The organism is Chitinophaga arvensicola, from assembly GCF_900110835.1.
GTDB classification, from domain to species: Bacteria; Bacteroidota; Bacteroidia; order Chitinophagales; family Chitinophagaceae; genus Chitinophaga; species Chitinophaga arvensicola.
Window position 1 is genome coordinate 262,928 of sequence record NZ_FOJG01000001.1, and the last position, 26,017, is coordinate 288,944.

At 46.7% G+C, this 26,017-nt stretch carries 20 protein-coding genes and 1 tRNA gene; 18 read left to right on the forward strand and 3 right to left on the reverse strand.

The features are described 5' to 3' along the window. The first annotated feature begins 1 nt into the window (after position 1). The 8 genes from paaN to BMW79_RS01140 all read left to right on the forward strand — a co-directional run bounded on the left by paaN (position 2) and on the right by BMW79_RS01140 (position 7,985). Positions 2 to 1,657: a phenylacetic acid degradation protein PaaN gene (gene paaN / locus BMW79_RS01105; RefSeq protein WP_089889408.1), complete on the forward strand. Its 1,656-nt coding sequence runs from the start codon at positions 2 to 4 to the stop codon at positions 1,655 to 1,657. A 61-nt stretch (positions 1,658 to 1,718) separates the two neighbouring features. Beyond that, positions 1,719 to 2,384: a YceI family protein gene (locus tag BMW79_RS01110; protein WP_089889411.1), complete on the forward strand. Its 666-nt coding sequence runs from the start codon at positions 1,719 to 1,721 to the stop codon at positions 2,382 to 2,384. 84 nt (positions 2,385 to 2,468) lie between these two features. Then, on the forward strand, positions 2,469 to 2,756 hold the full coding sequence (locus BMW79_RS01115; protein WP_089889414.1) for a 2TM domain-containing protein: 288 nt from the start codon (positions 2,469 to 2,471) through the stop codon (positions 2,754 to 2,756). Between the two features lie 31 nt (positions 2,757 to 2,787). Further along, positions 2,788 to 4,611, forward strand: a complete 1,824-nt coding sequence (locus BMW79_RS01120) for an AMP-dependent synthetase/ligase (protein ID WP_245752346.1) — start codon at positions 2,788 to 2,790, stop codon at positions 4,609 to 4,611. A gap of 60 nt (positions 4,612 to 4,671) precedes the next feature. After that, positions 4,672 to 4,743, forward strand: a tRNA-Arg gene (locus BMW79_RS01125). Between the two features lie 191 nt (positions 4,744 to 4,934). Beyond that, the gene (locus tag BMW79_RS01130; RefSeq protein ID WP_089889417.1) at positions 4,935 to 5,837 is read left to right on the forward strand and encodes a hypothetical protein; all 903 of its coding nucleotides are present in this window, start codon (positions 4,935 to 4,937) and stop codon (positions 5,835 to 5,837) included. A gap of 279 nt (positions 5,838 to 6,116) precedes the next feature. Beyond that, entirely contained in the window at positions 6,117 to 6,965 is an 849-nt protein-coding gene (locus BMW79_RS01135; protein ID WP_177192008.1) for a geranylgeranylglycerol-phosphate geranylgeranyltransferase, read from the forward strand. Positions 6,966 to 6,983: 18 nt separating this feature from the next. Beyond that, positions 6,984 to 7,985: a class 1 isoprenoid biosynthesis enzyme gene (locus BMW79_RS01140; protein ID WP_143059041.1), complete on the forward strand. Its 1,002-nt coding sequence runs from the start codon at positions 6,984 to 6,986 to the stop codon at positions 7,983 to 7,985. Here the strand turns inward: BMW79_RS01140 and BMW79_RS01145 are convergent, their stop codons facing one another. Continuing rightward, positions 7,986 to 8,630, reverse strand: coding sequence for an XAC2610-related protein (locus BMW79_RS01145; RefSeq protein ID WP_143059042.1), 645 nt, complete (start codon positions 8,628 to 8,630; stop codon positions 7,986 to 7,988). Between the two features lie 357 nt (positions 8,631 to 8,987). Between BMW79_RS01145 and BMW79_RS01150 the strand changes: the two genes are divergently transcribed. The 10 genes from BMW79_RS01150 to BMW79_RS01195 all read left to right on the forward strand — a co-directional run bounded on the left by BMW79_RS01150 (position 8,988) and on the right by BMW79_RS01195 (position 24,827). Further along, a complete protein-coding gene (locus BMW79_RS01150) occupies positions 8,988 to 9,572 on the forward strand; it encodes a 2'-5' RNA ligase family protein (protein WP_089889430.1) in 585 nt (194 codons plus the stop codon). 97 nt (positions 9,573 to 9,669) lie between these two features. Beyond that, positions 9,670 to 10,284: an RNA polymerase sigma factor gene (locus tag BMW79_RS01155; protein ID WP_089889434.1), complete on the forward strand. Its 615-nt coding sequence runs from the start codon at positions 9,670 to 9,672 to the stop codon at positions 10,282 to 10,284. Positions 10,285 to 10,338: 54 nt separating this feature from the next. Beyond that, complete coding sequence (locus BMW79_RS01160) at positions 10,339 to 11,523, forward strand: FecR family protein (protein WP_089889436.1); 1,185 nt, start codon at positions 10,339 to 10,341, stop codon at positions 11,521 to 11,523. Positions 11,524 to 11,656: 133 nt separating this feature from the next. After that, complete coding sequence (locus tag BMW79_RS01165; protein WP_218150264.1) at positions 11,657 to 15,160, forward strand: SusC/RagA family TonB-linked outer membrane protein; 3,504 nt, start codon at positions 11,657 to 11,659, stop codon at positions 15,158 to 15,160. Positions 15,161 to 15,170: 10 nt separating this feature from the next. Continuing rightward, a complete protein-coding gene (locus tag BMW79_RS01170; RefSeq protein ID WP_089889438.1) occupies positions 15,171 to 16,613 on the forward strand; it encodes a RagB/SusD family nutrient uptake outer membrane protein in 1,443 nt (480 codons plus the stop codon). A 28-nt stretch (positions 16,614 to 16,641) separates the two neighbouring features. After that, positions 16,642 to 17,346, forward strand: a complete 705-nt coding sequence (locus BMW79_RS01175) for a DUF4843 domain-containing protein (RefSeq protein WP_089889441.1) — start codon at positions 16,642 to 16,644, stop codon at positions 17,344 to 17,346. Positions 17,347 to 17,379: 33 nt separating this feature from the next. Then, positions 17,380 to 18,882, forward strand: a complete 1,503-nt coding sequence (locus tag BMW79_RS01180; RefSeq protein ID WP_089889444.1) for a PKD-like family lipoprotein — start codon at positions 17,380 to 17,382, stop codon at positions 18,880 to 18,882. Between the two features lie 24 nt (positions 18,883 to 18,906). Then, on the forward strand, positions 18,907 to 19,845 hold the full coding sequence (locus tag BMW79_RS01185) for an ABC transporter ATP-binding protein (protein WP_089889447.1): 939 nt from the start codon (positions 18,907 to 18,909) through the stop codon (positions 19,843 to 19,845). Between the two features lie 18 nt (positions 19,846 to 19,863). Then, positions 19,864 to 22,149: a Gldg family protein gene (locus BMW79_RS01190; protein WP_089889449.1), complete on the forward strand. Its 2,286-nt coding sequence runs from the start codon at positions 19,864 to 19,866 to the stop codon at positions 22,147 to 22,149. A gap of 11 nt (positions 22,150 to 22,160) precedes the next feature. Continuing rightward, positions 22,161 to 24,827, forward strand: coding sequence for a MutS-related protein (locus BMW79_RS01195; RefSeq protein ID WP_089889451.1), 2,667 nt, complete (start codon positions 22,161 to 22,163; stop codon positions 24,825 to 24,827). Between the two features lie 34 nt (positions 24,828 to 24,861). On the opposite strand, the gene BMW79_RS01200 is transcribed toward BMW79_RS01195, so the two are convergent. Both BMW79_RS01200 and BMW79_RS01205 read right to left on the reverse strand, forming a co-directional pair. After that, positions 24,862 to 25,209 carry a DoxX family protein gene (locus BMW79_RS01200; protein ID WP_089889453.1) on the reverse strand — a complete coding sequence of 116 codons (348 nt, stop codon included), beginning with the start codon at positions 25,207 to 25,209 and terminating at the stop codon, positions 24,862 to 24,864. 11 nt (positions 25,210 to 25,220) lie between these two features. Beyond that, positions 25,221 to 25,973: an SDR family oxidoreductase gene (locus BMW79_RS01205; RefSeq protein WP_089889456.1), complete on the reverse strand. Its 753-nt coding sequence runs from the start codon at positions 25,971 to 25,973 to the stop codon at positions 25,221 to 25,223. Positions 25,974 to 26,017: the final 44 nt, after the last annotated feature.

Consider the following 26,017-nt stretch of genomic DNA (forward strand, 5'->3'; position numbering starts at 1 on the left):
TATGCTCGTTAACAAACACCAAAACATTATCGACAATGCTGTAAAGGCAAACCACGAACGAACTTTCTATTCGCAATACCCGGAGCATCCTAAAGCTTACGGTGAAGATGCTCATGCAAAAGGCGTACAGAGCTATCAGCAACTATTGGGGAAGCCTTTCAAACAGTTATTGCAAACAGGGGAAACCGGCTGGGGTGGTGAAGAAGTATCTCCTTACACCCGTGAAGTACTGGGTGTCACCTATCCCATCTTTCCAGTAGCTGATCTGCTGAAGAAAGCAGCAGCGGCCGCTCAGAGCTGGGGAAAACTGCCCGCCTCCGAAAGGGCCAATGTACTCACCGAAACATTGGAAAGCGTTAAAGATTACTTCTTTGATATTGCCAACGCCACCATGCATACCACCGGCCAGAGCTTTATGATGAGCTTCCAGGCTTCCGGTCCACATGCCAACGACCGTGCATTGGAAGCGATTGCCACCGGCTACCAGGAATTGCAGCGTTATCCGCCTTCCCTCACCTGGGAAAAGCCCATGGGCAAAACCAGCATCAAATTATATAAAACATTCAAACCCATACCCAAAGGTACCGGTGTAGTCATTGGCTGCTCCACTTTCCCGGTATGGAATACCCTCCCGGGTGTATATGCCGACCTGATTACCGGCAACCCGGTGATCGTGAAACCGCATCCCAAAGCAATATTGCCGATAGCCATTGCCGTAGCTGCTATACAGCAGTCGCTCCAGGCCAACGGGTACGACCCCAACCTTTGCCAGCTGGCCGCAGATACCTCTGCACACCTGATTACAAAGGAATTGTGCGAACATCCCGATGTAAAACTGATCGATTACACTGGTGGCAATGCTTTTGGTAATTATGTGGAATCGCTCCCCGGCAAAACCGTATTCACCGAAAAAGCAGGCGTCAATTCTGTTATACTCGACAGCGCCAACGATCTCGATGCCGTTATCCAGAACCTGGCTTTTTCCGTTAGCTTGTATTCCGGGCAGATGTGTACCGCGCCGCAAAACTTCTTTATACCCGAACAAGGCGTCAATACCGCCGCTGGCCAGGTTTCTTTCAATGAAGTGGTGCAAAAGTTCAAAGATGCCGTAGTAGGCCTGGTGAACCATCCTAAGATGGGTGCCGGCACACTGGGCGCCATTCAGAATGACAGCACCCTGAACCGGGCCAAAGAGGCCCGTCACATGGGCGGAAAGGTAATCCTGGAAGGCACTCCTGTCGCGAATGAAGAGTTTTCCAATGCACGGGTATGCGCCCCCACCATCCTGGAAGTGACCAGCGCCGACACCAGCATCTACGAAAAAGAGCTTTTCGGACCAGTGATCCTGATCATCAAAACAAGAGATACCAACCATAGTATACAACTGGCCAGGCAAATGGCGCAGAAATATGGTGCCATTACCTGCGGGGCATATACCACAGATACCGCCACCAAAGAAAAGATCGAAACCGAAATGAACAGTGTGTTCACACCGGTATCTTTTAACCTGACGGGCTTCATCTGGGTAAACCAGCATGCCGCTTTCTCCGACTTCCATGTAACCGGTGGTAACCCTGCGGGCAACGCCAGCTTTACCAACCAGGAATTTATCGTGAAAAGATTTGTGTGGGTAGGCAACCGGGAGCTGGCTGAATAAAGAAACTCCGGAACAGGCGTTCTGCTAATGGAACGCCTGTTCTTAAAGCATATTAGCATTTATGAAAAAACATTTTTATGTAATACCCGTAGTTTTCTGTAGCATCCTGGCTTGCGAACAGGCGCCCAAAGCCGATAAAGCCCGCATTACGGAAGCCCAGACCGTACAGGCAGGCACCGGCAACGCCTATTTGCCTGATACGGCCGCAAGTATGGTTACCTGGATCGGAACCAAACCTACCGGCAAACACCAGGGTACCCTGAAACTGGCCGGCGGCGCACTGTATGTAAAAGACAGCATTATTACCGGCGGACAGTTTATCATTAATATGAAATCGTTACAGGACCTGGATCTCGCAGCTGATTCCGCCATGAAACGTAAACTGGAAAATGAACTCCAGGGAGAAATGTTTTTCGATGTAAAAAAATATCCTGTTGCCACCTTCGAAATTACCGATGTTACCGCCTTCCACCCATCTGTGGGCGACGAGCTGACATTAAAAGACGCCACACATATTATTAAAGGGAATTTCACCCTGAAATCCATTACTAAAAACATCTCCTTCCCGGCAAAGATCACTTATGCCGATCACAGCATACATGCCATTGCTAACTTTAACCTGGACAGGACGCAATGGGGCATCAGCTATCGGGCAGATAAGTCACTGCAGGATAAACTGATCAATTCGCAGGTAAATATTTCTTTCGATATAAAAGCGACCCGATAAGGTCGCTTTTTCGTTTTTTTTCTACGTGAAGCCAATAAAATATTTTAAATTTAGTACAACCACTATTACCTAAAATATACTTCCATGGAAACAACGCAAGAAAGAGATAACAGACTTTGGCGCATCGCAAAAGCAAGGGCCGCATTCAAATCTCATCTTATCATCTACCTGGTCCTGAACTCAGGACTATGGGCAGTGTGGTTTCTGACGGACAGTAATAAAACAGGTGGCACACCATGGCCGGTTTGGCCGGCATTGGCATGGGGTATAGCACTCGCTTTTCAATATTTCAATGCATATCATAAAGATCAGTTCGGAGATGCTTTACAGGAATATGAAAAGCTAAAAGAGCAACAACACACGCGCATTTGACATATTTGAGCCAAAACAAAATTACAGCAGCATGATGGACCAACCGCAACGACTATTTGACGTGATCGCTTACCAATTAGCAAAATATCCCAAAGAGGATATGTTAGTCGGAAAAGACAAAGAAAAGGGACAATGGAAGAAGTATAGCACCAAAGAAGTGGCGGACATTAGCCTGAAATTCAGTTCCGGCTTACTCAAGCTGGGTATCAGGGCTGGTATCAAAAAAAATGAGGAAAAAGATAAAATAGCTGTCATTTCACCTAACCGGCCAGAATGGATCATCACCGACCTCGCCGTACAGCAACTCGGCGCCGTGCTGACCCCCATTTACCCGACCATCAGTGAAAACGAACTGGCCTACGTACTCAATGATGCAGAAGCACGCATCCTCTTTGTAGCCGATAAAGACCTGCTGGACAAAGTAACCGCCATGCGGGATAAGTTTCCCACCATCCGCGAAATATTCACCTTTAATAAAGTAGAAGGCGCCCGTCACTGGACAGAAATCGTTGATCTCGGCCAGGAAAGTGACTTCCCACAGATTGAAGAAGTAAAGAAAAATGTAGATCCGGAAGAACTGGTTACAATCATCTACACTTCCGGTACTACGGGCACACCCAAAGGTGTGATGCTCAGTCACCATAACATCATGAGCAATGTGCTGGCCTGCCAGCCCTATCTGCCGGTAAATAACAATGCCAAAGCACTCAGCTTCCTGCCACTGAACCATATATTTGAGAGAATGGTCACTTACCTGTATCTCATCTCCGGCGTACCTATCTATTACGCTGAAAGTATGGATACCATCGGCGACAACCTGAAAGAGGTGAAACCTACCATCTTCACCACCGTACCACGGCTACTGGAGAAGGTTTACGAGCGAATCATGGCCACCGGCCTGGAACTGAAAGGCATTAAAAGAGCCCTGTTTTTCTGGGCAGTGGATATAGGCAAGAAATATGAAATCAATCAGAATCAGGGATGGTGGTACAATGTACAACTCAAACTGGCTAACAAACTGATATTCAGCAAATGGCGCGCTGCTCTGGGGGGTAATATCCAGTGTATCGTAAACGGCGCCGCCGCCTGCCAGGTGCGTTTACTCAAGATCTTTACAGCCGGCGGCATTCCTATCATGGAAGGTTATGGTCTCACCGAAACCTCTCCCGTGATCAGTGTAAACCGCTACAATGTGGAAGACCGCATGTTTGGTACGGTGGGCCCCGTTATCAGCAACGTGGAAGTAAAGCTGGCGGAAGATGGGGAAATTCTCTGTAAAGGTCCAAGCATCACGATCGGCTATTACAAACGCCCGGACCTCACCGCCGACGCTATCCAGGACGGCTGGTTCCATACCGGAGATATAGGGGTGATGATAGATAACAAATTCCTGAAAATAACAGACCGGAAAAAGGAACTTTTTAAAACCTCCGGCGGAAAATTTGTGGCGCCACAACCCATCGAAAATAAGTTTAAGGAATCACCTTATATCGAACAGATCATGATCGTGGGCGAAGACCGCAAATTTACAGCAGCCCTCATAGTCCCATCCTTCAATAACCTGCGCAACTGGGCGCAGAAACGTGGTATCAGCGCTACTTCCAACGAAGAACTGGTGAAAAACCCGGATGTACTGGACCTCTACAAACAGGCAGTAGATAAATACAACCAGTTTTTCAGTCATATTGAACAGGTGAAAAAATACGTGCTGCTCCCGAAAGAATGGACGGTAGACGCCGGGGAACTGACCCCCACCCTGAAGGCCAAACGGAAAGTGATCCTGGAGAAATTCAAGAAAGAGATCGACGGCATCTATGCTCCTGCCGGTGGGAAAGTAGATATAGAAAGTCTTTAAATATTAATTTAAAACCCTTACTTTTGCAACCCGATCCCAGGATGGGGGTTAAAAAGTGATGGCCTCATAGTTCAATGGATAGAATAGAAGTTTCCTAAACTTTAGATACAGGTTCGATCCCTGTTGAGGCTACAGATACGCTCAATTTCAAATTGCAGAAATTGAGCGTTTTTATTGCCCGTTTGAAGAAAAAAAGAGGGTTTTGCCCATGCCATTCCCACAGGCATATCGCATTCTCAAATAGCTGCTGCAGTATATTTATTGACATTAACCTATAAAATAATATCTCAATACCGTTCCCTTTTTTTAAACTCCTATGTATTATGAACAAAATATCCCGTGCATTTATAGCTTTATTTTTCACGTCAATAGCCGCTAAAAGTCAAACACTGCAAAATGTATATGATAATGGCAATACCATAAATGGTAATAACAGACCTATCTTCCTAAACAGATCTGCAAACAATTTTCATTTTGGTATTCAATGGCAAACCAATAATGCGAATGATTTCTTTATAGGGCTTAGAGAAATAGGAGATAAAAATCTGCATATTTTCAACTATGGAGTTGCCGCCGATGCTATTACGATCAAAAGAGATAATAGTTACGTAGGCATTGGAACGATGGACCCGAAATATAATCTACAAGTTCAAAAAACATCCTCTCTGCCTGCTATTATGATCGGCGGAGCATATAGCCAAAGTCCACGCTTACAGATTTATGGCCTGGATAGCGATCCCCAGGCGTGGATGGGCCTGGGAACAGATATGAACAATGGACCTTATGAACATAGCATTTATTTTCCCAGCGTAACAAGTGGCAGGCTGACTATCGGCGACTACAATGGTACAAGTTACAATGTAAGAATGTCCATTTTAAATAGTGGCAATGTAGGTATCGGGACAACCAATCCACAATCAAAATTGGCAGTAGCCGGCACTATTACGGCACAAAGGGTTAAAGTAACACAAACCGGCTGGGCTGATTATGTTTTCCATAACGACTATCCCCTGCCTCCTTTATCATCAGTAGAAAAATATGTGACTACCCACCAGCACCTGGAAGGAATTCCATCGGCAGCAGAAGTAGAAAAAGAGGGCATCGACGTAGGCGAAATGAATAAAAAGCTGCTGGCCAAAATAGAAGAGTTAACACTATATCTTATCGGGCAAGATAAGAAAATAACAGCGTTGGAAGAATGGAAATCGAAGCAGGAAAAAAAGTAACCCACTTAACCTGGCATTACATATAAAAGATACCGGCAGCCGGTATCTTTTTTTTTAACATCTACTAACTATCCGGATTTTCCTTGTAATTTATGCCCCGTTAATTTTAGAGGCTGTGTGAATGGCTGCCTCCAATGATCTACCTATACCTAGTAAAAGATTGTCCCTACATCAATGAAACCAATGTCACTATTTTTGAAACTGGTCAGATGGCCAAATTTAGTATTTATTCTACTTACCCAGATCTTATTCGAGTTTTGTATTCTCCGGCCCTTGCTCATGAAAACCACTGCGCTGGTAAGCGGGCACGCGTATGCCTTTATATTGGTGGCTGTAGCATACGTTCTTATTGCTGCCGCCGGGTATATCATCAATGATTATTTCGACATTCCGATAGATATTATCAACAAGCCCGATAAGGTATTTATCACCAATGGTATGAGTAAAGAAACCGCGCTTGGTATTTACGGCGCAATGAACCTCCTGGCAATTACACTTGGATGGTTGGCCAGTAACTTATTACATAATCATAGTCCTCTCATTTTTATTACTACCTGCGTAATATTACTGTTCCTTTATTCTGCCATCATGAAAAAACAGTTCCTGATCGGCAATGTGATGGTATCCGCTATTGTTGCATCTGCCATGCCTGTATTATTCTGTATGGAAATGAATATGGACTTGCTATTACCTGCTGCCGACAGTCATCCTGCAATAATGCTACTTTCAGGGATCACCTATTCCTATACCGGCTTTGCCTTTATCATTTCCTTTTCCAGAGAGATGATCAAAGACCTGGAAGATATTGAAGGCGACAAACAATTTGGTGGCCGCACGGTGCCCATTGTGCTTGGAGCGTCTTCGGCCCATCGTATTGTAGGAGGAACATTGCTTATCCTTATTTTCGTCCTGATATATTTACTGTCGGCTGTCTGGCTGAAAATATCGGGTAGCCTGATACTAACGCTCTATACCATTCTGCTTGTCATAATTCCATTGACACTTATTCTCTGGAAACTTTTCAATGCCAGACAAAAAATAGACTACCAGCAACTAAGCAGCCTTATAAAAAAAGTAATGCTGTCCGGCATTCTTTCCATGCTGCTTTACAAGTTTTTCACGCTTTGATCTGATCATATGTATCTGTTGAAATTTGCAACAAGTATTTCCTATCGTATTTACCGCATTATTGCTGTCCGTAAACGGGAAAGCAAAAGGGCTACACTTTACCTAAACAAGCTCCTTGCCCAGTTTGACGGATCGCTGCAACCCGCCACCTATAAAAAAATTATTACCAGCTATAGTATTTATATCCCTATGATCTGCGATGTTTTCGCTTCCCTTCGCGGGAAGAAAACATCAGATGCTGAGAAGGAAAGATTTATACTTTATTTTATCTGCAGTTCACTCTTTGATGACTTTTGTGACCAGAAGCAATTGACACACGAACAACTTTACCAGATTTCCTTTGCATCTGATAAGTACGCAGCAAAAAACGTAGAAGAAAAGCTGTTTCTCCATGCACATCTTGCGCTTGCGCACATTGTCCGGGATACCTCATATTACAGCGAAGTAACGGATAAACTGTTCCGATCGCAGGTGGATTCAGACCAACAGTTCGATCCCTCCATCAGCAATGAGGAATTAAAACGTATCACGCAGGAGAAAGGAGGCTACGCCGTATTGTTATGCCACTTTTATATGGAAGATGATATTTCCGAAACAGAAAAGAATTGCTGGTTCCTGATTGGTGGAATCATCCAACTGACCAACGATCTCTTTGATATTTACAAGGACCTGCAGGAGCATTCCCAGACATTGCCTAACAGGATGAGCGATGCCCATTCCTTCCAGCAATACTTCTCGCAACAGGTAGCATCCCTTGAAAAAGAAATCAGTCAATTGCCGTTTTCCCGCGAACGAAAACTTGATTTCCTGATCGGTATGATGGCCATCTGTTCATTTGGAAATATGGCGCTGCATCAGCTTAAAAAGCTGCAACATGAAAACGGTCTTTTCCCGGATCTGAATTCACTGCCGAGAAAAAGCCTGATTATTGATATGGAAAAGCCTGGTAATATTTTCTATTGCTTTAGGTATACTTATCAACAAACACTACAATGGTGGGAAAAAAGCAGGGGGATATAATTACTGCCCACTCGTTATTCTCAGCTTTTCTTTTACTGCCCCGGCATAAAAAGCAGGCACATGTTTATATGCTGATTCATATGGAACAGCATATGGGGCTTGGCCAAATACATTGATATAACAACTATCATCGCGTGTACAACAGTCGCAACTCAATTCACGGACCGTCTTCACCTGGTTTCCCTGTATGCTGAAAACCCCAAAGTACATCGCCATATCTGCGCAACCTGCACTCTGATAGGAATAGATCAGGTGGGTGCCTTTGTCATAGGTGGCACTAACGATCTTATCAAATCCTTCCACTTTTGTAAAACGGTCATTAATGTAGAGCCATAGGTCGGCATTCTCACCATAATGGATGTCCCAAAAACGTCTTATAATTTTTAAATCCGGGATATCATCTCCATTGAAGTCACTGATAGCAATCTTTTCGTCGAAAGACCCCGTTTCTACAGGACAAACTTTCGTAGAAAAAATCGTATCCCAGCTTTCTCCTGATTGCCTCAATACGATCACATTAGCTACGGAGTCATTATCATTATACCTGAGTACGGCGTCCTTTTCATGCGGACTGAATAAATGACCGATCAGTAAGGAGGTCCACATATCCTGCGCGCTAAATGCCGACGAATCCCTGTGTTCCAAAAACAGTTGATTCAGAGCTGCTTTCTTTTCGGCGAAAAGGGCAGCCTCATTGTCTATTAGAGTATCCTGGTTCGCGTGGTAATCTTTTACAGCTACTTTAGGTTGCCCGCAAGACAGTATGCAAACTGTCAGAAAAAGGATGATCCGGTACATATTGAAATCAGGTTCAGGTATTTAAAAATTCTTTCCTGGCGCCACTTCCCGATCTTATCTCAGAAGGTGAACCGGATCAGCGGTTGCGAGGAAATATAATTAATAAAGATAATAATTCGTACCTACAACTCCTGTTAAACAAACCCACTTCCCCGCAACCATTTCCTCCCTTCGGTTGTTATTACTACCTCAATACCCTTTTATATGCGTCGCGTGAATCCTAACCAACTTAGTCTGTTCCACTGCGAAATGACGCCCGCCAGGGGCGCCTCTTACTTTATCATCCTTTCTCCCATCGAGAGGGTGAAAGAGGTGGTAAAGTCTGCCAAAGAAATGCTGGGCAGCCAGATTCCGTTGTCCGGCACTAATATGAAGGCCGTTGCGCATATCTCCCTGATGAAGTTTACTGCTGCCGATGACGATGAACGTATCATTAAACAAATAGTAAGTGTATTATCTTCTTTTCCCTGTTTCGATGTAATAGTAGCAGGAAATATCACCTTCAAACATGGGGAAGAGTCCAGGTCACTGGTACTGAAAATCGATAACCCTGGTCCTATTCAATGGCTGCACATGTTGCTGTTGTCGGCCTTTAGCCCAAGGTCGTCCAAAAAAATCACGCCACATATTACCATTGCCCGGTCTATCCCTACCGCCGATTTTGAAAAGATAGACTTGTCTGCCTTTAACTATCATGACTCCTTTCTATGTCAGGAAATCACCGTGCTGAAGAAGGCCCCGGGCGACCGGAAATATAAAATCTGCTTTGTAATGCCATTATGTAAATGACACTTACCACCCTACCCTATAAATCTCCACTAATAAAACATTCAAAAAAAATATCCGCTTTTTTGCTAGTTTAGGCCCAATCAACCAACAGTAATCATTGCCTGGCCATCCTTCTCATTTCAATCAAAATGAACGTATTCTGCTGTTCCAGGACGGCAGCCAGCTTGCATTTGAACAATGCTATGAGGAAAATATCATGGCGCTCTGTTATTTCACTGAAAAAATAGTAGACGACCGCACGGTGGCAGAAGACATAGCCACAGAGTGTTTCATCAAATTACTGGACCGACTGCAGTCGTTTGAAAACAGCCAGAAAGTAAAGTCCTTTCTTTTTGTGACCGCCAACAATGCCGCACTGGATCATCTCCGGATGAAGAAGCGGCACCAGGTATCGCATGAAGAAATTGCGTATATCAATAACCGGTCGCAGGAGGATATTGAGCGCGACTTTATCCGGGCAGAAGCGCTGCAGGCTATTTACCAGGAAATAGACCGCCTGCCTGAAAAGAGCCGACAGGTGGTGTTTATGTCGGTTATTGAAGGACTGTCGCTCGATGAAATAGCAGAAAAACTGGATATGGCTTACAAAACCGTACAGCATTATAAAACCCAGGGGCTGAAATTGCTGCGGGTAGCACTATTAAAAAATAAGTATCTGCCGGTAGGCCTATTACCTGTGGTATTAGACATTCTTTCCTCCCGTTATAAATAATTTAAAAAATCCTTCAGACAAATCACGTTCTGATTCGTTCTTATACTGTACACTATGAATGAACGCGCGCAATATATCAGCCAACTGGTGCAAAAAAGCCTTCGCGAATCGCTGGAAACGAAGGAACAGCTTGCATTGGGGCGATGGCTCGGCGAATCGGCCGGGAACCGGGACATGTACCGGCAATTGCAGGATGAGGAGATGACCGCGCAGGAACTCAAAAAAATATTTGCCTACGATAAGGCGGCGCTCCTGGAAAAGATCCTGGCGTCACCGGAAACCATGCCTGTTACACAACGTCGGATCATCCCCATAGCTACCCGCTGGTGGGCCGCCGCCGCTGTATTTCTTTTAATGGGTGTAGGCGCCTGGTATTTTACCCAACGCCCGCAACCGGTTACACCACAAATCTCAAAAACCAACCCATCCCCGGATGTTGATCCGGGCCGCGAAGGCGCCATCCTGACTCTTTCTGATGGCTCCCAGTTAACGATCGATAGTCTTGGTAACGGCCTCGTTACTACGCAAAACGGCGTAAAAGTCATCCTGCAAAATGGGCAATTGTCTTACCAGGATGGCAACGACAAAACCGACCGGGACCTCGTTTACAACATCATGTCAACCCCCAGAGGCAGGTCTTTCCAGCTTAAATTGCCCGATGGTACTGAAGTATGGCTCAATGCCCTCAGTTCCATCCGCTACCCCACTGCTTTCAGCGGAAAAGAGAGAAAGGTGGAAATTACCGGCGAAGTGTATTTCGAAATTGTACCTGATGCCAGTAGTCCTTTCTATGTAAATATTAATAACAAAGCCACGTTACAGGTACTGGGCACTCACTTCAATGTGAATGCCTATGAAAATGAAAAAACAATGAACACCACACTGCTGGAAGGCGCTGTCCGTATTCAACGGAACAATGGCGAAGCAGTACAGCTGAAACCAGGCCAACAGGCGCAGTTATCAGACAAAATTAAAGTGGTGCCGGTGGAAGACGCAGACAAAATAATGGCCTGGAAAAACGGGCTGTTCAACTTTGAAGGCGCTCACCTCGACCAGGTAATGCGACAACTGGAACGCTGGTATGATATACAGGTGGTCTATGAAAAATCAGTTCCGGATATACAATTTTTTGGGGAAATAAGCAGAAATCTAAAGCTATCAGAAGTAATCGATGCGTTAAAAATGTCTGACGTCCATTTCAGGATTGAGAAAGACAGGAAGTTGATTGTCCTTCCATAACAGGGAATTTATTCTCAACAATAAATTGAATCGCTAAAAAAAACCGTTGCAGGTGGCACCCCGCAACGGCAAACATTTAGCTGATCAAGTTTCGTATTGCGTACAATTTTTATCAACCAAACACGTGCAATTTATGCAAAAAACTGCTCTTTGGTTAAGGGAACCTGTTGCCGTCAACTTCGCAACCGGATCCTCTGCCAAACCACCTGGATTCCTCAACATGCGGCCTATCGCCAAAATCATGCTAGTGATGAGATTGACGTTTATTTTACTTTTCACATCGTTCATGGCCGTATCCGCCACCGGTGTATCACAAACCATTACTTTCTCGGGAAAGTCGGTCCCGCTGCCAAAAGTATTTTCCGTAATCAAAACACAAACCGGCTTCGTGGTATTCGGCAATTCCAGTCTGCTTAAAGAAGCAGCACCGGTATCGCTCGACACCCGCGATATGCCACTGGCGGAGTTCCTGGACCTGGTACTGAAGCAACGCGCACTGAGTTACAAAATCTCGGGCAAAACCATAATCCTCTCGCATCAGGCTACACCTGAAATACCCGCCGCTACGCCGGATCCTCAACAGGTAGTCATTGTGATTACCGGCCGTATTGTATCGCCCGACGGCACGCCGATGCAGGGCGTCAGCGTTCGCGTAAAAGGTGCTGCCAGCGGTAGCGTCACAGATGCCAAAGGTACCTTCACCATCAACGCGGAACCCGGACAGGTACTGGTATTCACGCACGTGGGTATGGAATCACAGGAAAGCAAAGTCACGAAAAACTCCACCACTTTCACCATTGTGATGAAAGCCGCCGAAACCGCTATCAAAGATGTGATCATCACCGGGTATAACAATAATATCCGTAAAGAAAGCTTCACTGGCAACGCCATTAAAGTAACACAGGAACAACTGACCAAAGTGGGCAACCGTAATGTGATCAGTATCCTGCAGGTATTTGACCCCTCCTTCCGCCTGGAGAAAAATAACCTGAGAGGCTCCGACCCCAACACCATGCCTGAATTCTATGTAAGAGGACGTTCCGGTATCGGGGTAAAAGAACTGGATAAAAGCGGTACGGACCTGTCTCAGGCCGCGCTTACCAACAATCCTAACCTCCCCATCTTTATCATGGACGGTTATGAGGTAACTGCGCAAAAAGTATATGATTATGATATCAACATGATCAAGAGTATTACTATTCTGAAAGATGCCGCCGCCACGGCTGTTTACGGTTCCCGCGCTGCCAACGGTGTGATCGTAATTGAAACACTGCCACCTATGCCGGGCAAATTACGCGTTAACTATACCGGTTCTGCTACCGTTACAGCACCGGATCTTTCTGACTACAACCTGATGAATGCCGCTGAAAAGCTCGAAGCAGAAAGACTTTCAGGCGCATACAATATCGCCGGTCTGCTACCCACCAATGCCGCTTACCTGACCGATGAATATATCAAAAAAACAGCACAGGTAGCAAAAGGGGTGAATACCGACTGGATCAGCCAACCCCTCACCAATGAAGTAAACCAGAAACACTCCGTATACATCGATGGAGGTAGCCAGCAGATACGTTTTGGCGTGTCACTGAAATATGATAACCAGAACGGTGTCATGAAAAAATCTGGCCGTAACCGCGAAGGCGCCGGGCTTACACTCGACTACCGCGGCAAAAAGATACAGGTAAGAAACGATGTGAGTTATGATGTAGTAAAAGCACAGAATTCTCCTTACGGCAATTTTGTGGACTATACCTGGAAATCGCCCTACGACCGCATCTACGACGACAACGGGCAGGTATTAAAAAATACCAACAACTGGCATGGCGGTGTAACATCTGAACTGAACCTGGTAAACCCTTTGTATGAAGCACTGAAAACAAAGAACTACAGTCGTACCGGAACAAATACACTGGCCAACAACCTGGCGGTGAACTGGAACGTGGCGTCGCACCTGCAGTTCCGCGGACAGGTATCTGTTACCAAAACAGACAATACCAGCGAAAGTTATATAGATCCTGCCTCCGGCAGATATGATATCAGAGCTGGTGCCGATTACAGCCTTATCGGGCAATTGAACCAGGGCAACAGTAATATGCTCAGTATCAATACCAATGCATTTGCCAACTACGTAAACACCATACAGGATCATAACATCAACGTATCGGCAGGTATTAATACCCTGCAAACGGAAGGAAGCTCCAGCACGGCTGTTTACACCGGCTTCTCTTCCGGTGATCAGCATACACCGAACCTGGCAGCGAAGATATCCGGTAAGCCAAGCTATGCACAGAACCAGACCCGTATGTTCGGTTCTTTCCTTACGTTGAACTATTCCTTTAAAGATATTTACCTGTTAGACATCTCCTCCCGCCTGGACGGATCTTCTGAATTCGGCAACGAGCGCAAGTTTGCACCGTTCTGGTCTATCGGAACAGGGGTAAACCTGCATAAGTATGAATTCCTGCGCGGCAGCAACGTGATCAGCCGTGCACGTATCACCGCCAATATGGGGCAACTGGGTAAAACCAACTTCCCACCTTATGCAGCAAAAGACAATTATAACCTGTCATCCAACTGGTACAGCACCGGCCCTGGTGTATCGCTGTATGCAATGGGTAATACCGGGCTTACCTGGGAAAAAACCAATACCTATGACCTGATCTTTGACCTCGGATTACTGAAAGATCGTATCAGCGTAAACGTTAACCTGTACCGCAAACTGACGCGCGATCTGGTAAACGATGTAAACCTGCCACTGTCGTCTGGTTTTACGCAATACAAGGATAACATCGGGGAAGTAGAAAACAAAGGTTTTGAAATACAATTCCGGGCAGATGTAATCAAGAAAAAAGACCTCCTGATCGCCGTTTACGGCAACTTTGCCGCCAACAGGAACAGGCTGGTGAATATCTCCAACGCACTCAAGGAATATAACCAACGCGTGGATGATGAATACAAGAATTACACTACCGCTTCCAGCGATAAAGGACCAGCCAATAAAATAAAATTCTCTACCCCGCATATTAAATATGTAGAAGGCGGTTCCCTTACTTCTGTATTCGGTATGAGATCCCTGGGCATCAACCCGATGGATGGAAGGGAAGTATTCATGCGTAAAGATGGTACCATTACTTACGATTGGAACGCATTCGACCAGGTGATCATCGGCGATATGAGCCCTAAAGGACAGGGTGCTTTCGGTATCAATGGTAACTACAAAGGCATCACGCTTTTTGCGTCTTTCCTCTATGAATTTGGTGGAGATGAATATAACAATACGCTACTGAGTAAAGTAGAAAACGTAGACATCTACAACCGCAATGCAGACAGGCGCTTACTCACCGACCGCTGGAAACAACCCGGCGACCTCATGCAGTTCAAGAACATTGCCGACAGATCGCAAACTACCCGCCCTACTTCCCGCTTTATGCAACGGTACAACGCGGTATCTTTTAACTCACTGAGTCTGGGTTATGCTTTCAACCAGGCCACGCTCAGAAAACTAGGCGGCCTGAATATGCTGCGGTTCCAGTTTACCACCAATAACCTGGCGAAGATTACGACGGTGAAACAGGAAAGAGGATTGGACTATCCTTTTGCAAGAACCTTTGACTTCTCCATCAACCTTGGCTTTTAAATCACCGGATATGAAAAAGTATTTGCTGAATATATCGATGGCTGTGCTCTCCATCACCCTGATCTCCTCCTGTAGTAAATGGCTGGATGTACAACCTATTGACAGAGTGAGTGATGAAACACTGTTTGAAACACCGGGCGGTTTCAGAAGCGCGTTGAATGGTATTTACCAGACCCTCGCCAAGCCCGAACTCTACGGACGCCAGCTTACCTGGGGTACTCTGAGTGCAATGGGACAGGATTACACTATCAATACCAAAATCCCTACGGATTACCAGATGGCTGCCAACAGCGACTTCACCAACGTGGATCTGAAAACATCGGTGTCCAATACCTGGGGTACTGCCTATAACGCTATTGCCAATTGCAATAAACTGTTGAATGAACTGGCTAAGAAAGAGGATGGCTTTTTCCTTTCCGGCAGATCGGAACGCAACCTTATCAAAGGAGAGGCACTCGCCATCAGGGCGCTGCTGCATTTCGACATGGTACGCATTTTCAGTGTATCACCCGCAAAGAACAGCCAGGAACCCATTGTACCTTATCAGGATGTTTATCCCGCACACTTTGCAATGGCATTACCACCGGCAGAAATTATCAAACGCATCACAGATGATCTGAACGAGGCGCAAAACCTGGTGGCTGAAAATGATACGTTGGTAAACAAGGGATTACTCAGCGGAGGACTCAATACATTGATGGGTGGCTCCAGCAATGCCAGCGGCATTTTCTTTACCTTCCGCATGAACCGCCTCAATTATGTAGCTATCCATGGATTGCTGGCAAGGGTATACCTGTATGCAGGAGATATCCCCAATGCAAAGAAAGAAGCGGAATATGTATACACCCGGTTCGGCCCTGCCGGACAAAGGTGGTGGACATTCACACCGGAATATAATACCAACAGCATACTCCGTTACCAGAAGCTGGCCGATGACCTGATACTGGCTTTTTATGATCCACAGCTCATAACCAATATCAACAACTTCAAAGGTGTTAATTATTCCTTCCCGCTGAATGATGCGACCAGTATATTCCCTGCCACCGAACGTGATTACCGCCGTAACCTGGTTTCTCCGGACAATACTTCCTACAAATGGATAGAGGCCAACGGCAGTGCGTATCAGACGCAGCAAAACACGATTCTACCCGTGCTGCGCCTCAGTGAAATTTACCTGATTTACAGTGAGTGTCTCTATCGTCAAGGCAATACCAGCGACGCATTGAAAGTATTCAATGCCCTGCGGAATGCACGCGGTAAATCCACCACGTTTACCGACGTTTCTGAGAATGGCTACTACGGCGAATTGCTGATGGAATACAGAAGAGAGTTTATAACAGAAGGGCAAACCATCCTGGCACATAAACGCCTCAACCGCCCAATGCTGATCGGAACTAAAAGAATAGAGGTAGAAAACAGGTATACCCCTGTAGTACCAGAAGGAGAAAGATAACTATTATCCAATCGTCCAATTTTTCAACATGCAACAAATAAAAAGATACCTCATCGCTCTCCTGATCATCCCGGCACTGATGATCGGTTGTAAAAAGCAGGATCTCACTACGTATACAGGTGGCCGTTATATCCAGTTCTCTCAGAACTACCAGGATACCATTGCATTGTCGTTCTTCCTTTTCCCGGCATTGAATGAATTCAAGGTAGCCCTGCCGGTAGAACTTACCGGAAAAATGACAGACCAGGACCTTCCTTATATTCTGAAAGCAGACACCGCTACCTCGGCTCCGGCATCGTCCTACATTATCGCAGACGGATATACGATAAAGAAAGGGCTTGCGAAAGACACAGCCCGTATTACGATTAAAAAACAGGCGGAGTTGAAAGGGAAAGAAGTACTGCTGGTCATCAATATGGCAGGCAGCAGCGACCTGCTCCCCGGCCAAACCATCTACACACGGCGTGTACTCCGCATCAGCGATAAGATCAGTAAACCAACCTGGTGGGATACACAGATGGACAATTTCTACCTGGGCAAATATTCCGATAAAAAGTTCAGCACTTTCATCCAGGTTACAGGTGTAGGTGATCTGAACCCCTACGGTACGGAACAGAAAAGGGATCTGATGCTGCAATTCAAATACTACCTGATCAGGATGCGGGATGCCGGCACACCTGTACTGGAAGACAACGGAACAGATATGTTATCTACCGTACCGCTTATCGGATAATGGCTATTGATTACTCATCGAAAATCCAACAACATGAAATTAAACCGCAATTATATATGGCTGCTGTCGGGTGCACTTTTCTTAAACGGCTGTATCAAAGATAAAGGCAACTATGACCTCCTGACCGGCAATAAGGTGGATGTTAAATATGCCAATCCATCTGTAGTCCTTTACGTAGGAGATACCCTGCGACTGGATCCCGTACGTACTTTTTCCAACCCGGCCGACACCGCCGACTTCGATCATAAATGGTATGCAAATGGCAAGTTTTATTCAGACAAGCCACGGCTGGAACTGGCTGCAACGGAAACTGCCGGGTATACTTTTGCCTATTATATGACCGACCGTAAGTCTGGTATCACCTATTCTCCTGCCGTTTATCTGACCGTAAGCATCTCTTCCCGTTATATCCAGAACTGGGGGATTCTATACCAGGATGCCAATGGGAATACGGAACTGGCACACGTAAATCCGGATGCTAACGGCACCACCTACACGAACTATACCGGGCTGTATCAGAAAGCCAACGGTGTACCCGCTGGTACACAACCCGTTAAAATGAGGTACTACAATATGCGCGGTACCCCCTGCCTGTTCGTTATCCAGAAAGGAGCGCCCGGCGCCCTCGACCTCAGTGCCGCCGATATGAAAAAGAAACTGGTAGTATCCCAGTCCTTTACGCAAGGCAATGCGCCGGCAGATTTTGAAGCGGTAGATATGGCTTTTTATAACACCGCCGATATGGTAGTCACAAAAAGCGGCGATGTATATGGCCGTTTCTTTAACGGCGCCGCCGTATTTACCATTCCCTGGATGAGCACTCCCATGAGCGTAGCCAGGGGATGCAAGATCACCGACATATGGGACTCCTGGTATAAAACCACCCTCATTGCATTTATGTACGACCGCCTGAATAAGCGGGTATTACAATCGAACCTGGCTGGATACACCCCCAATGGCGGCGTGACGATCGATTCATTACCACTGCCTGTTACACCTTACCCGGCAGACTATACGTCGCTACATAACCTGGGCGACTGGGAGTACATCTGGGGCGGTACTTTCCACGACAGCTACGGGTTTGCAAATGGCGCCCTGCTGATCAGGAACCCGGCAGACGGGCAGGTTTATTATGAAGACTTCGCCTATAAAAACGGTATGGGCCAACCCAATATACTCACACCAGGAAAACGTATACTCTTTCCCGGTAGCTCCCTGATAAACAGCAAAACCCGGTATGCACCTATAAAAAACAGGGATTACCTGTTCTACTCCGGTGGAGCAGACAATAAACAACTGTATTATTTTGATGCACTTTCCGGAACACAAAAAACCTATATCACGCTACCCAGCCCGATTACGTCTGTTACAGCACACGACAACTTACCACAGATGGCCGTAGGCCTGGAAGATGGCACTTTTCTCCTCTATGATGTATCTAACGAGGTAATGCTATCCGGTCAGCCGAAGGAACTCTACCGCCTGAGTGGTTTAGGCAAAGTGGTTGACATTGTTTTCAAAAGTTATTCTTACTAATTCATCTTACGGAAATCAATAAAAATGAAAGAACCAATCATTAAAGTGAGTAACCTCTCGCACCGGTACAATGTGCAGTGGGCGGTGAAGGACATCAGTTTTGAATTCAATACCAAAGGTATTTACGGATTGCTCGGCGCCAATGGCGCCGGCAAATCCACCCTCATGAACATCATGTGTGGTGTACTGAATCAAACCCATGGCGAAATCCACATCAACGGTATCAGCCTGCGCGACAACCCGGTAGAAGCCAAGAAACATATCGGCTTCCTGCCACAGCAACCACCACTGCAACCCGAACTCACCATCGAAGAGTACCTGACCTATTGTGCCCACCTGCGCCTGATGCCTGAAGCATCCATCAAAACGGCGGTGCAGGAAGTCATGGAAAAATGCAAAATCAGTCACTTCGCCAAACGTATCATCAAAAACCTGTCTGGTGGTTACCAGCAGAGAGTAGGTATTGCACAGGCGATCATTCACCGGCCCGATTTCATTGTACTCGATGAACCAACAAACGGTCTCGATCCCAACCAGATCCTGGAAGTAAGATCTCTCATCAAGGAAATTGCAGAAGAAAGAACGGTATTGCTATCTACCCATATCCTGCAGGAAGTACAAGCCTTATGCGATGATATCTGGATGATCAACGAAGGACATATCATCTTCTCCGGATCACTGGATGAATTTGATAACTACATTATGCCCAGTATGTTTAATGTAACCCTGCTGGCAGGCCCGTCTACAGAAGAACTGGCCGCTATTCCCGGTATCGTGGGCGTAGAAACCGTAGGAAATACCAAATACCGTTTACAGTTTGATAATAACCGCGACATTATCGAAAACTTCGTAAAAATAAGCGTAGCCAGAGATTGGCGGCTTGTTGAAATCTCTCTCGAAAAAAATTCACTGAATACTGTTTTTGCGGAATTAAGCCGGAAAAAAACGAAACAACTTAACTGAGCGCTTTAACCATTAGCAATGAAAGTCATATACAAGATAGCGAAAGCCGAACTACAGGTTCTGTTCTTTTCACCGGTGGCCTGGCTGGTACTGGTCATCTTCACTTTTCAGTCGGCCATCATCTACAACGATATTTTTGCCAACCTGGTACGTGCGCAGGCCATGGGCAGAGACCTGAACAGCGCTACCCTCGGGGTATTCAGCGGTATGTTCGGTTTTTATACCGGTATCAGCAAGTACCTGTTCCTCTATATCCCGCTGCTCACCATGGGCGTAATGAGCCGGGAATACAACAACGGTTCCATTAAACTGCTGTTTTCCTCCCCGGTAACGAGCAATCAGATCATCCTCGGCAAATACCTCTCACTGATGATCTACGGCCTCGTATTAACGGCTATAACGGCCATTTTCGCGCTGTTTGCCATCAGCACCATCAATCACGTAGATGCACCGGTGGTGCTCAGCGGCCTGCTGGGTGTTTACCTGCTGATCTGCGGATACGCTGCCATCGGGCTTTTCATGTCTTCCATTACTTCCTATACGGTGGTATCCGCTATCGGCACCCTCGCCATACTGGCCTTCCTGGGTTATATCAGCGGTGTAGCACAGGATGTACCACTGGTGCGGGACATCACCTACTGGCTGTCTATCTCCGGCAGAACGGATACCTTTTTTTCCGGTTTACTGACGGTAGAAGACATTCTTTACTTCCTGCTGGTCATCGGGTTATTCCTGGGCTTTGCCATCCTCCGCCTGCAACTCAACAAACAGAAAACATCCTGGGTAATGGCTACCGGTAAATACATGGCTGTATTCCTCGCGGCTGCACTGATCGGTTATATAAGCACCCGGCCTAAAATGATGGCAGTACTGGATGTAACCCGTAACAAAACCAACACCCTTTCCAAAAACAGCCAGCAGGTGATGGCGCATCTGAACGATAAACTCACCATTAATACCTTCAGCAACATGCTGGCGCAGGATAACTACCTCGCCCTGCCTATCGGCCAGAAGATAGATATTGACCGTTTCAAAAGATACCTGCGCTTCAAACCGGACATAGAACTGAATTACTACTACTATCACCACAAAGCAGATAATCCTTTCCTCGATAAAAAATACCCGGGCGTTCCTGACGCACAACGCTTCGACTCCCTGAAACGTATCTACGACTGGAACTTCGACGCCGTGCCATTTGAAAAACTCACCAAAAAAGCAGACCTGGCCTCAGAAGATTTCCAGTTTGTCCGTGAACTGGAACTGGGCAACGGCAGAAAAACATTCCTGCGTGTATACGACGATATGATGCGTTATCCGTCTGAAGCAGAGATCACCGCCGCCATCAAACGCTTAACCATGGACCTGCCCGTAGTAGGCTTCCTCACCGGTCATGCAGAACGCAGCAGCACCTCCATGAGCGACCGCAGCTACAAAATGTTTGCACAGGATAAGCGCTTCCGCTATGCACTGATCAACCAGGGCTTCGACTTCCAGAACGTTACACTGGAACAACCTATTCCGGATAAAATCAAAATACTGATCATTGCAGAACCGCGCAAACCATTAACAGAAGCCGAACTGGCGCTGTTACAGCAATACATCAACAAAGGCGGTAACCTCGTAATTTCCGGCGAACCGGATAAAGTGGAAAACATCAACCCCGTAGCAGGCCTCGTAGGCGTGCAATTCCTGCCGGGATTACTGGTAAATCCGCTACCGGAGTTTGCACCCGATCTGATGATGATGCGTCCTGATTCCAATGCGCGCAAATTCTCCCACTACCTCGAAGCACAGGGTAAAAACAACCTGCCGCTGACCATGCCGGGCGCAGCAGGCCTGTCGTACACCGATATGGGCTATCAGGTAACCACCCTCTTCCGCTCCGATTCCAGCAGCTGGAACGAAATGGAAACCACCAATTTCATCGACGACAGCGTGATCTGTAATCCTAAAGCCGGTGAAATACAACGCAGCTACCCTACCGTACTTGCCCTGTCCAGGAAAGTAAATGGCAAAGAACAAAAGATCATGGTAACCGGTGACGCCGACTGGCTGAGCAACGGAGAGTTATCTACACGCCGCCCGAAAGTGATGTCCAGCAACTATTCCCTGATCAATGCCGCCTTCTTCTGGTTATCAGATGAAGAAGTTCCGATCGACACCAGGAGAGATCCATCCATTGACACCTCCCTCAGCATCGGAGAGAAAGGCTGGCGCGTGGCTGCCTTTACGTTCAAATGGATCATGCCTGTACTCCTCATCATCGGCGGACTGGTTATCTGGATCCGTCGTCGTGGAAAATAACCCGTTCAATCATGAAGACTTTTATAACAGATAAACAAACCCTGGAAGACTTAAACATCTTCGGGAAAAAAGCGGGAAACTCCGTGTATGCGTTGTTCAATCAAACGCATACGCGGGGTGGTGCAGAGGCCCTGGAACAATTGTTCCAGGTGCCCCTCGCCGACAAAGAAGCTATTAACCGGAGAAGCGCCACCTTCCGGCATTTCCAGTCGGCACAAACGCCTTTCCCATTTGCAGGTGAATGGCTGGATGTAGCAGAAAAATACCTGGAAGATACCGATGAACGCAGTAAACTCTCATCGCAGGATAATACCCTCGGCAGAAAGTTTAACCAGCTGTTGGGCGCCGACAATCCGTTTCAGCTGCTTTCAAAAGGGGTAACCGCCACCCTATCGATACTGACTACGCTGAAAACATATATCCACACAGCAGGCGCTTCTCCTTTAGACACCGACACCAATCGCATAAAACCAATCCTTGCCGGAATTTCCTACGAAGCGATCCTTGCCGGCCAAAACCCCGGCAAGCTTAGCTTTGAACAGATTGCCGCGTTGGATCAACTGTTCCGTTTTACACATGGCCCGCAGTTGAAGCAACTGCTTCAATACATTTACCAGCTGGATGTATACCTCACCGTTGCCAATGTAGCCGCCAAACGAAACTTCGTATACGCCACTGCGTTAGATCAGCACAGCGCTTCCGCCCAGGTGGAAGGCGTGTATCATCCACTGGTCGACAAAGCCAAAGGCAATACCATCCGGCTGAATGGGGAACAGAATGTGTTTTTCCTTACCGGTGCTAATATGGCGGGCAAATCTACCCTGATGAAATCACTGGGTATTGCAGTATACCTGGCCCACATGGGCTTCCCCGTGCCCGCTGTTAAAATGGAATTTGCCGTAATGGATGGTATGTTTACCACCATCAACCTGGCCGATAACCTGGATATGGGCTACAGCCATTTTTATGCAGAAGTGAACCGGGTAAAAAAAGTAGCGCAGTTACTGGCGCAAAAGAAAAAGCTGTTCGTTATTTTTGATGAACTGTTCCGTGGCACCAACGTAAAAGATGCCTACGAAGCAACCGTGGCCGTCACAGAAGCCTTTGCTACCAGACATTCCAGCCTGTTCATGATTTCCTCGCATATCCTGGAAGCCGGCGAAACACTGAAACGATCACCTGCGATCCAGTTTGCATGTCTCACTACAGAACTGCGCGACAATAAACCCGTATATACGTACCTGTTACGGCCTGGTTTATCTGCCGACAGGCACGGTATGATCATTGTACGCGAAGAAGGTATTCTGGATCTGCTGCAATATCCTCAAAAAAGCACTTCTCAAAAAGGATTTGTTACTGACAAACAAACACTCGATGACCTCAACCTGTTAGGCAAATACAAGCATACATCAGTATTCAGTATCTTCAACAGAACACAGACCTCCGGCGGTGAAAAGCTGCTGGAACAGTTGTTCCGGGAGCCACTCACAGATGCCACCGCGATCAATGAACGCAGTAACATCCTGTTTCATTTCAGCAAGTTGTCGCTCGCTTTTCCGGTAGATGCCGACCTGCTGAACGAAGCAGAGGATTTCCTGAAGATGGGAAACACAGGTTCCCGCCTGCAAACACTGCTGCAGCGTTCCCGCAACCTGGCGATGAAATATATGGGACTGCCCAAAGAACTGGAACAGGTAAAAAAAGGACTCGCTGCATTATGCGCCGTGATAAAGGACCTGCGCGATTTTCATCTCCGGTTAAAATTACAGGCGCCGGAACACCCCTTCCTCAAAGCGTTTGCGCCAGCCGCCGCTGTACTCGAAGACGCACGCATCACCGGCATACTGGAAAAAAATGCGACAGGTAATCTGCTGGAGATAGCCGGCTATGACCACTTATTCCGCAATGTACTCGCCAATGATATCAAAGCCCTGTTTCACATTGCCTACCAGCTGGATGTATACCTCAGTGTAGCAGCCGTGGGCAAGGAAAAGAAATGGCATTATGCACAGGCACTACCGGCAGCAGCAAAAGAAATCAGGCTCCTTGATTTTCATCATCCGGCTATTCAGAATGGTATTACGAATAGTCTTACTGCCAACGGAGACCAGCCACTGGTGTTCCTTACCGGGGCTAACATGGCCGGTAAATCCACCCTCATGAAAGCCTATGGCATTGCGGTATACCTGGCGCATATGGGCTTCCCGGTAGCAGCGAAAGAAATGATTTTTTCCGTAAAAGATGGTATGTATACTTCCATCAACGTACCGGATAACCTGAAAGAAGGCTACAGCCATTTTTATGCAGAAGTATTGCGGGTGAAAATGATTGCCGCAGAAGTGAGCCGCTCCGGCAACCTGTTGATCATCTTCGACGAGCTATTTAAAGGCACCAACGTGAAAGATGCTTACGACGCCACCCTGGCGGTTACCAGTGCCCTGGCAGGTCATCGTGGCTGCGTATTCATGATTTCCACACATATCACGGAAGTAGGTGCATCCTTAAAAACGGACCTCGAAAAAGAAGTACAGTTTGTGTTCCTGCCTACTGTCATGAACGGCCACGTACCTACGTATCCGCGCAAGCTGGCCACGGGCATCTCCGCCGATCGCCACGGTATGATGATTATAGAAAACGAAGGCATACTGGATATTATCCGGCCGGTAGCTACGGCATAACAGCAACGGGGTCTGCGTACAGATCCCGTTGTAATTATTTTGCGAGTGGGTGATGCAGATAGATCACCAGCAGGTTGAGCAGGAAGAAGGGTACTTCAATAGCAGCGCCTTTTACATCACGGCTGTATAGAGAAAAGCAGATGATCATCAGTATAGTGGCTGCCATGAGGAAGTTGCCCAATAAAAATGTTCTGGGAAAGAGGATCAGCAAAGCACTCAATACCGTCACCACACCATTGATCATAATCGCTGTTTTAGAGAAGTGCCAGCGGCTGAACATCGCCACCATCTCAGGTTTCTGTCCCATCATCGCCAGGCCTTGTTTGAGCCCCATAAATACCGTAAAAACGATGAGCACAGCATTGAGTACTTTAAATATCATATCGTTTACATTTAATTAGTGGCACCGCCGTTTACCAGCAGGTGCTGACCCGAAACAAAGGAAGATAAGTCGCTGGCAAAAAATTCCGCCAGGTTGGCCACATCCTCTACTTCTGCCAACCGGCCCATGGGACAGCTGTCGAGCAATTGCTTTCTCAGTTCCGGATACGCTGCAGGATCTGCAAAGATGCCGGAATGATCTACGGCGAAAGGAATAATTGAATTTACGGTAATTCCTTTATGACCGATCTCTTTCGACAAAATATCCACCAGGTATCTTGGCGTGGTTTTACTGCCGCCATACACGGCCATACCGGGAACGGGGAAAGACGTGGTACTGGAGGCGATGTAAATGATCCGGCCATTATTCTCTACATGTTTTGCCGCCTGTTGCAGGGTAAAGTAGGTACCTTTTGTGTTGATGGAAAACACCCTGTCAAATTGTTCTTCGGTAAAGTCTGTTACCGGTACTTCCACCATTTCAATTCCCGCATTGGCCACCACAATATCTATTTTGCCAAAAGCTGTTTTGGCAGCAATGAATAATTGTTCCAGGTCTGCCACTTTACTTACGTCCGCCTGCACAGCGATCACCCTGGCGCCCATGGCCGTAATATTGCTCACTACTTCATCGGCAGAAGCTTTATCGCGGGAATAGTTGATAACGATGTCTGCACCGAGGGCAGCGTACCTTTCTGCGATCGCTTTACCCAATCCTCTGGCAGACCCTGTAACCAGGGCCACTTTATTTTTTAAGCTGTTCATGATTTTTAATTTTTACGGGAGATGTTTATAAAAGCCTGCACTTA

Coding starts and splice junctions, on each gene's coding strand:
- paaN (WP_089889408.1), top strand. CDS start 2: ATGCTCGTTAACAAACACCAAAACATTATCGACAATGCTGTAAAGGCA.
- BMW79_RS01110 (WP_089889411.1), top strand. CDS start 1,719: ATGAAAAAACATTTTTATGTAATACCCGTAGTTTTCTGTAGCATCCTG.
- BMW79_RS01115 (WP_089889414.1), top strand. CDS start 2,469: ATGGAAACAACGCAAGAAAGAGATAACAGACTTTGGCGCATCGCAAAA.
- BMW79_RS01120 (WP_245752346.1), top strand. CDS start 2,788: ATGATGGACCAACCGCAACGACTATTTGACGTGATCGCTTACCAATTA.
- BMW79_RS01130 (WP_089889417.1), top strand. CDS start 4,935: ATGAACAAAATATCCCGTGCATTTATAGCTTTATTTTTCACGTCAATA.
- BMW79_RS01135 (WP_177192008.1), top strand. CDS start 6,117: ATGAAAACCACTGCGCTGGTAAGCGGGCACGCGTATGCCTTTATATTG.
- BMW79_RS01150 (WP_089889430.1), top strand. CDS start 8,988: ATGCGTCGCGTGAATCCTAACCAACTTAGTCTGTTCCACTGCGAAATG.
- BMW79_RS01160 (WP_089889436.1), top strand. CDS start 10,339: ATGAATGAACGCGCGCAATATATCAGCCAACTGGTGCAAAAAAGCCTT.
- BMW79_RS01165 (WP_218150264.1), top strand. CDS start 11,657: ATGCAAAAAACTGCTCTTTGGTTAAGGGAACCTGTTGCCGTCAACTTC.
- BMW79_RS01170 (WP_089889438.1), top strand. CDS start 15,171: ATGAAAAAGTATTTGCTGAATATATCGATGGCTGTGCTCTCCATCACC.
- BMW79_RS01175 (WP_089889441.1), top strand. CDS start 16,642: ATGCAACAAATAAAAAGATACCTCATCGCTCTCCTGATCATCCCGGCA.
- BMW79_RS01180 (WP_089889444.1), top strand. CDS start 17,380: ATGAAATTAAACCGCAATTATATATGGCTGCTGTCGGGTGCACTTTTC.
- BMW79_RS01185 (WP_089889447.1), top strand. CDS start 18,907: ATGAAAGAACCAATCATTAAAGTGAGTAACCTCTCGCACCGGTACAAT.
- BMW79_RS01190 (WP_089889449.1), top strand. CDS start 19,864: ATGAAAGTCATATACAAGATAGCGAAAGCCGAACTACAGGTTCTGTTC.
- BMW79_RS01195 (WP_089889451.1), top strand. CDS start 22,161: ATGAAGACTTTTATAACAGATAAACAAACCCTGGAAGACTTAAACATC.
- BMW79_RS01200 (WP_089889453.1), bottom strand. CDS start 25,209: ATGATATTTAAAGTACTCAATGCTGTGCTCATCGTTTTTACGGTATTT.
- BMW79_RS01205 (WP_089889456.1), bottom strand. CDS start 25,973: ATGAACAGCTTAAAAAATAAAGTGGCCCTGGTTACAGGGTCTGCCAGA.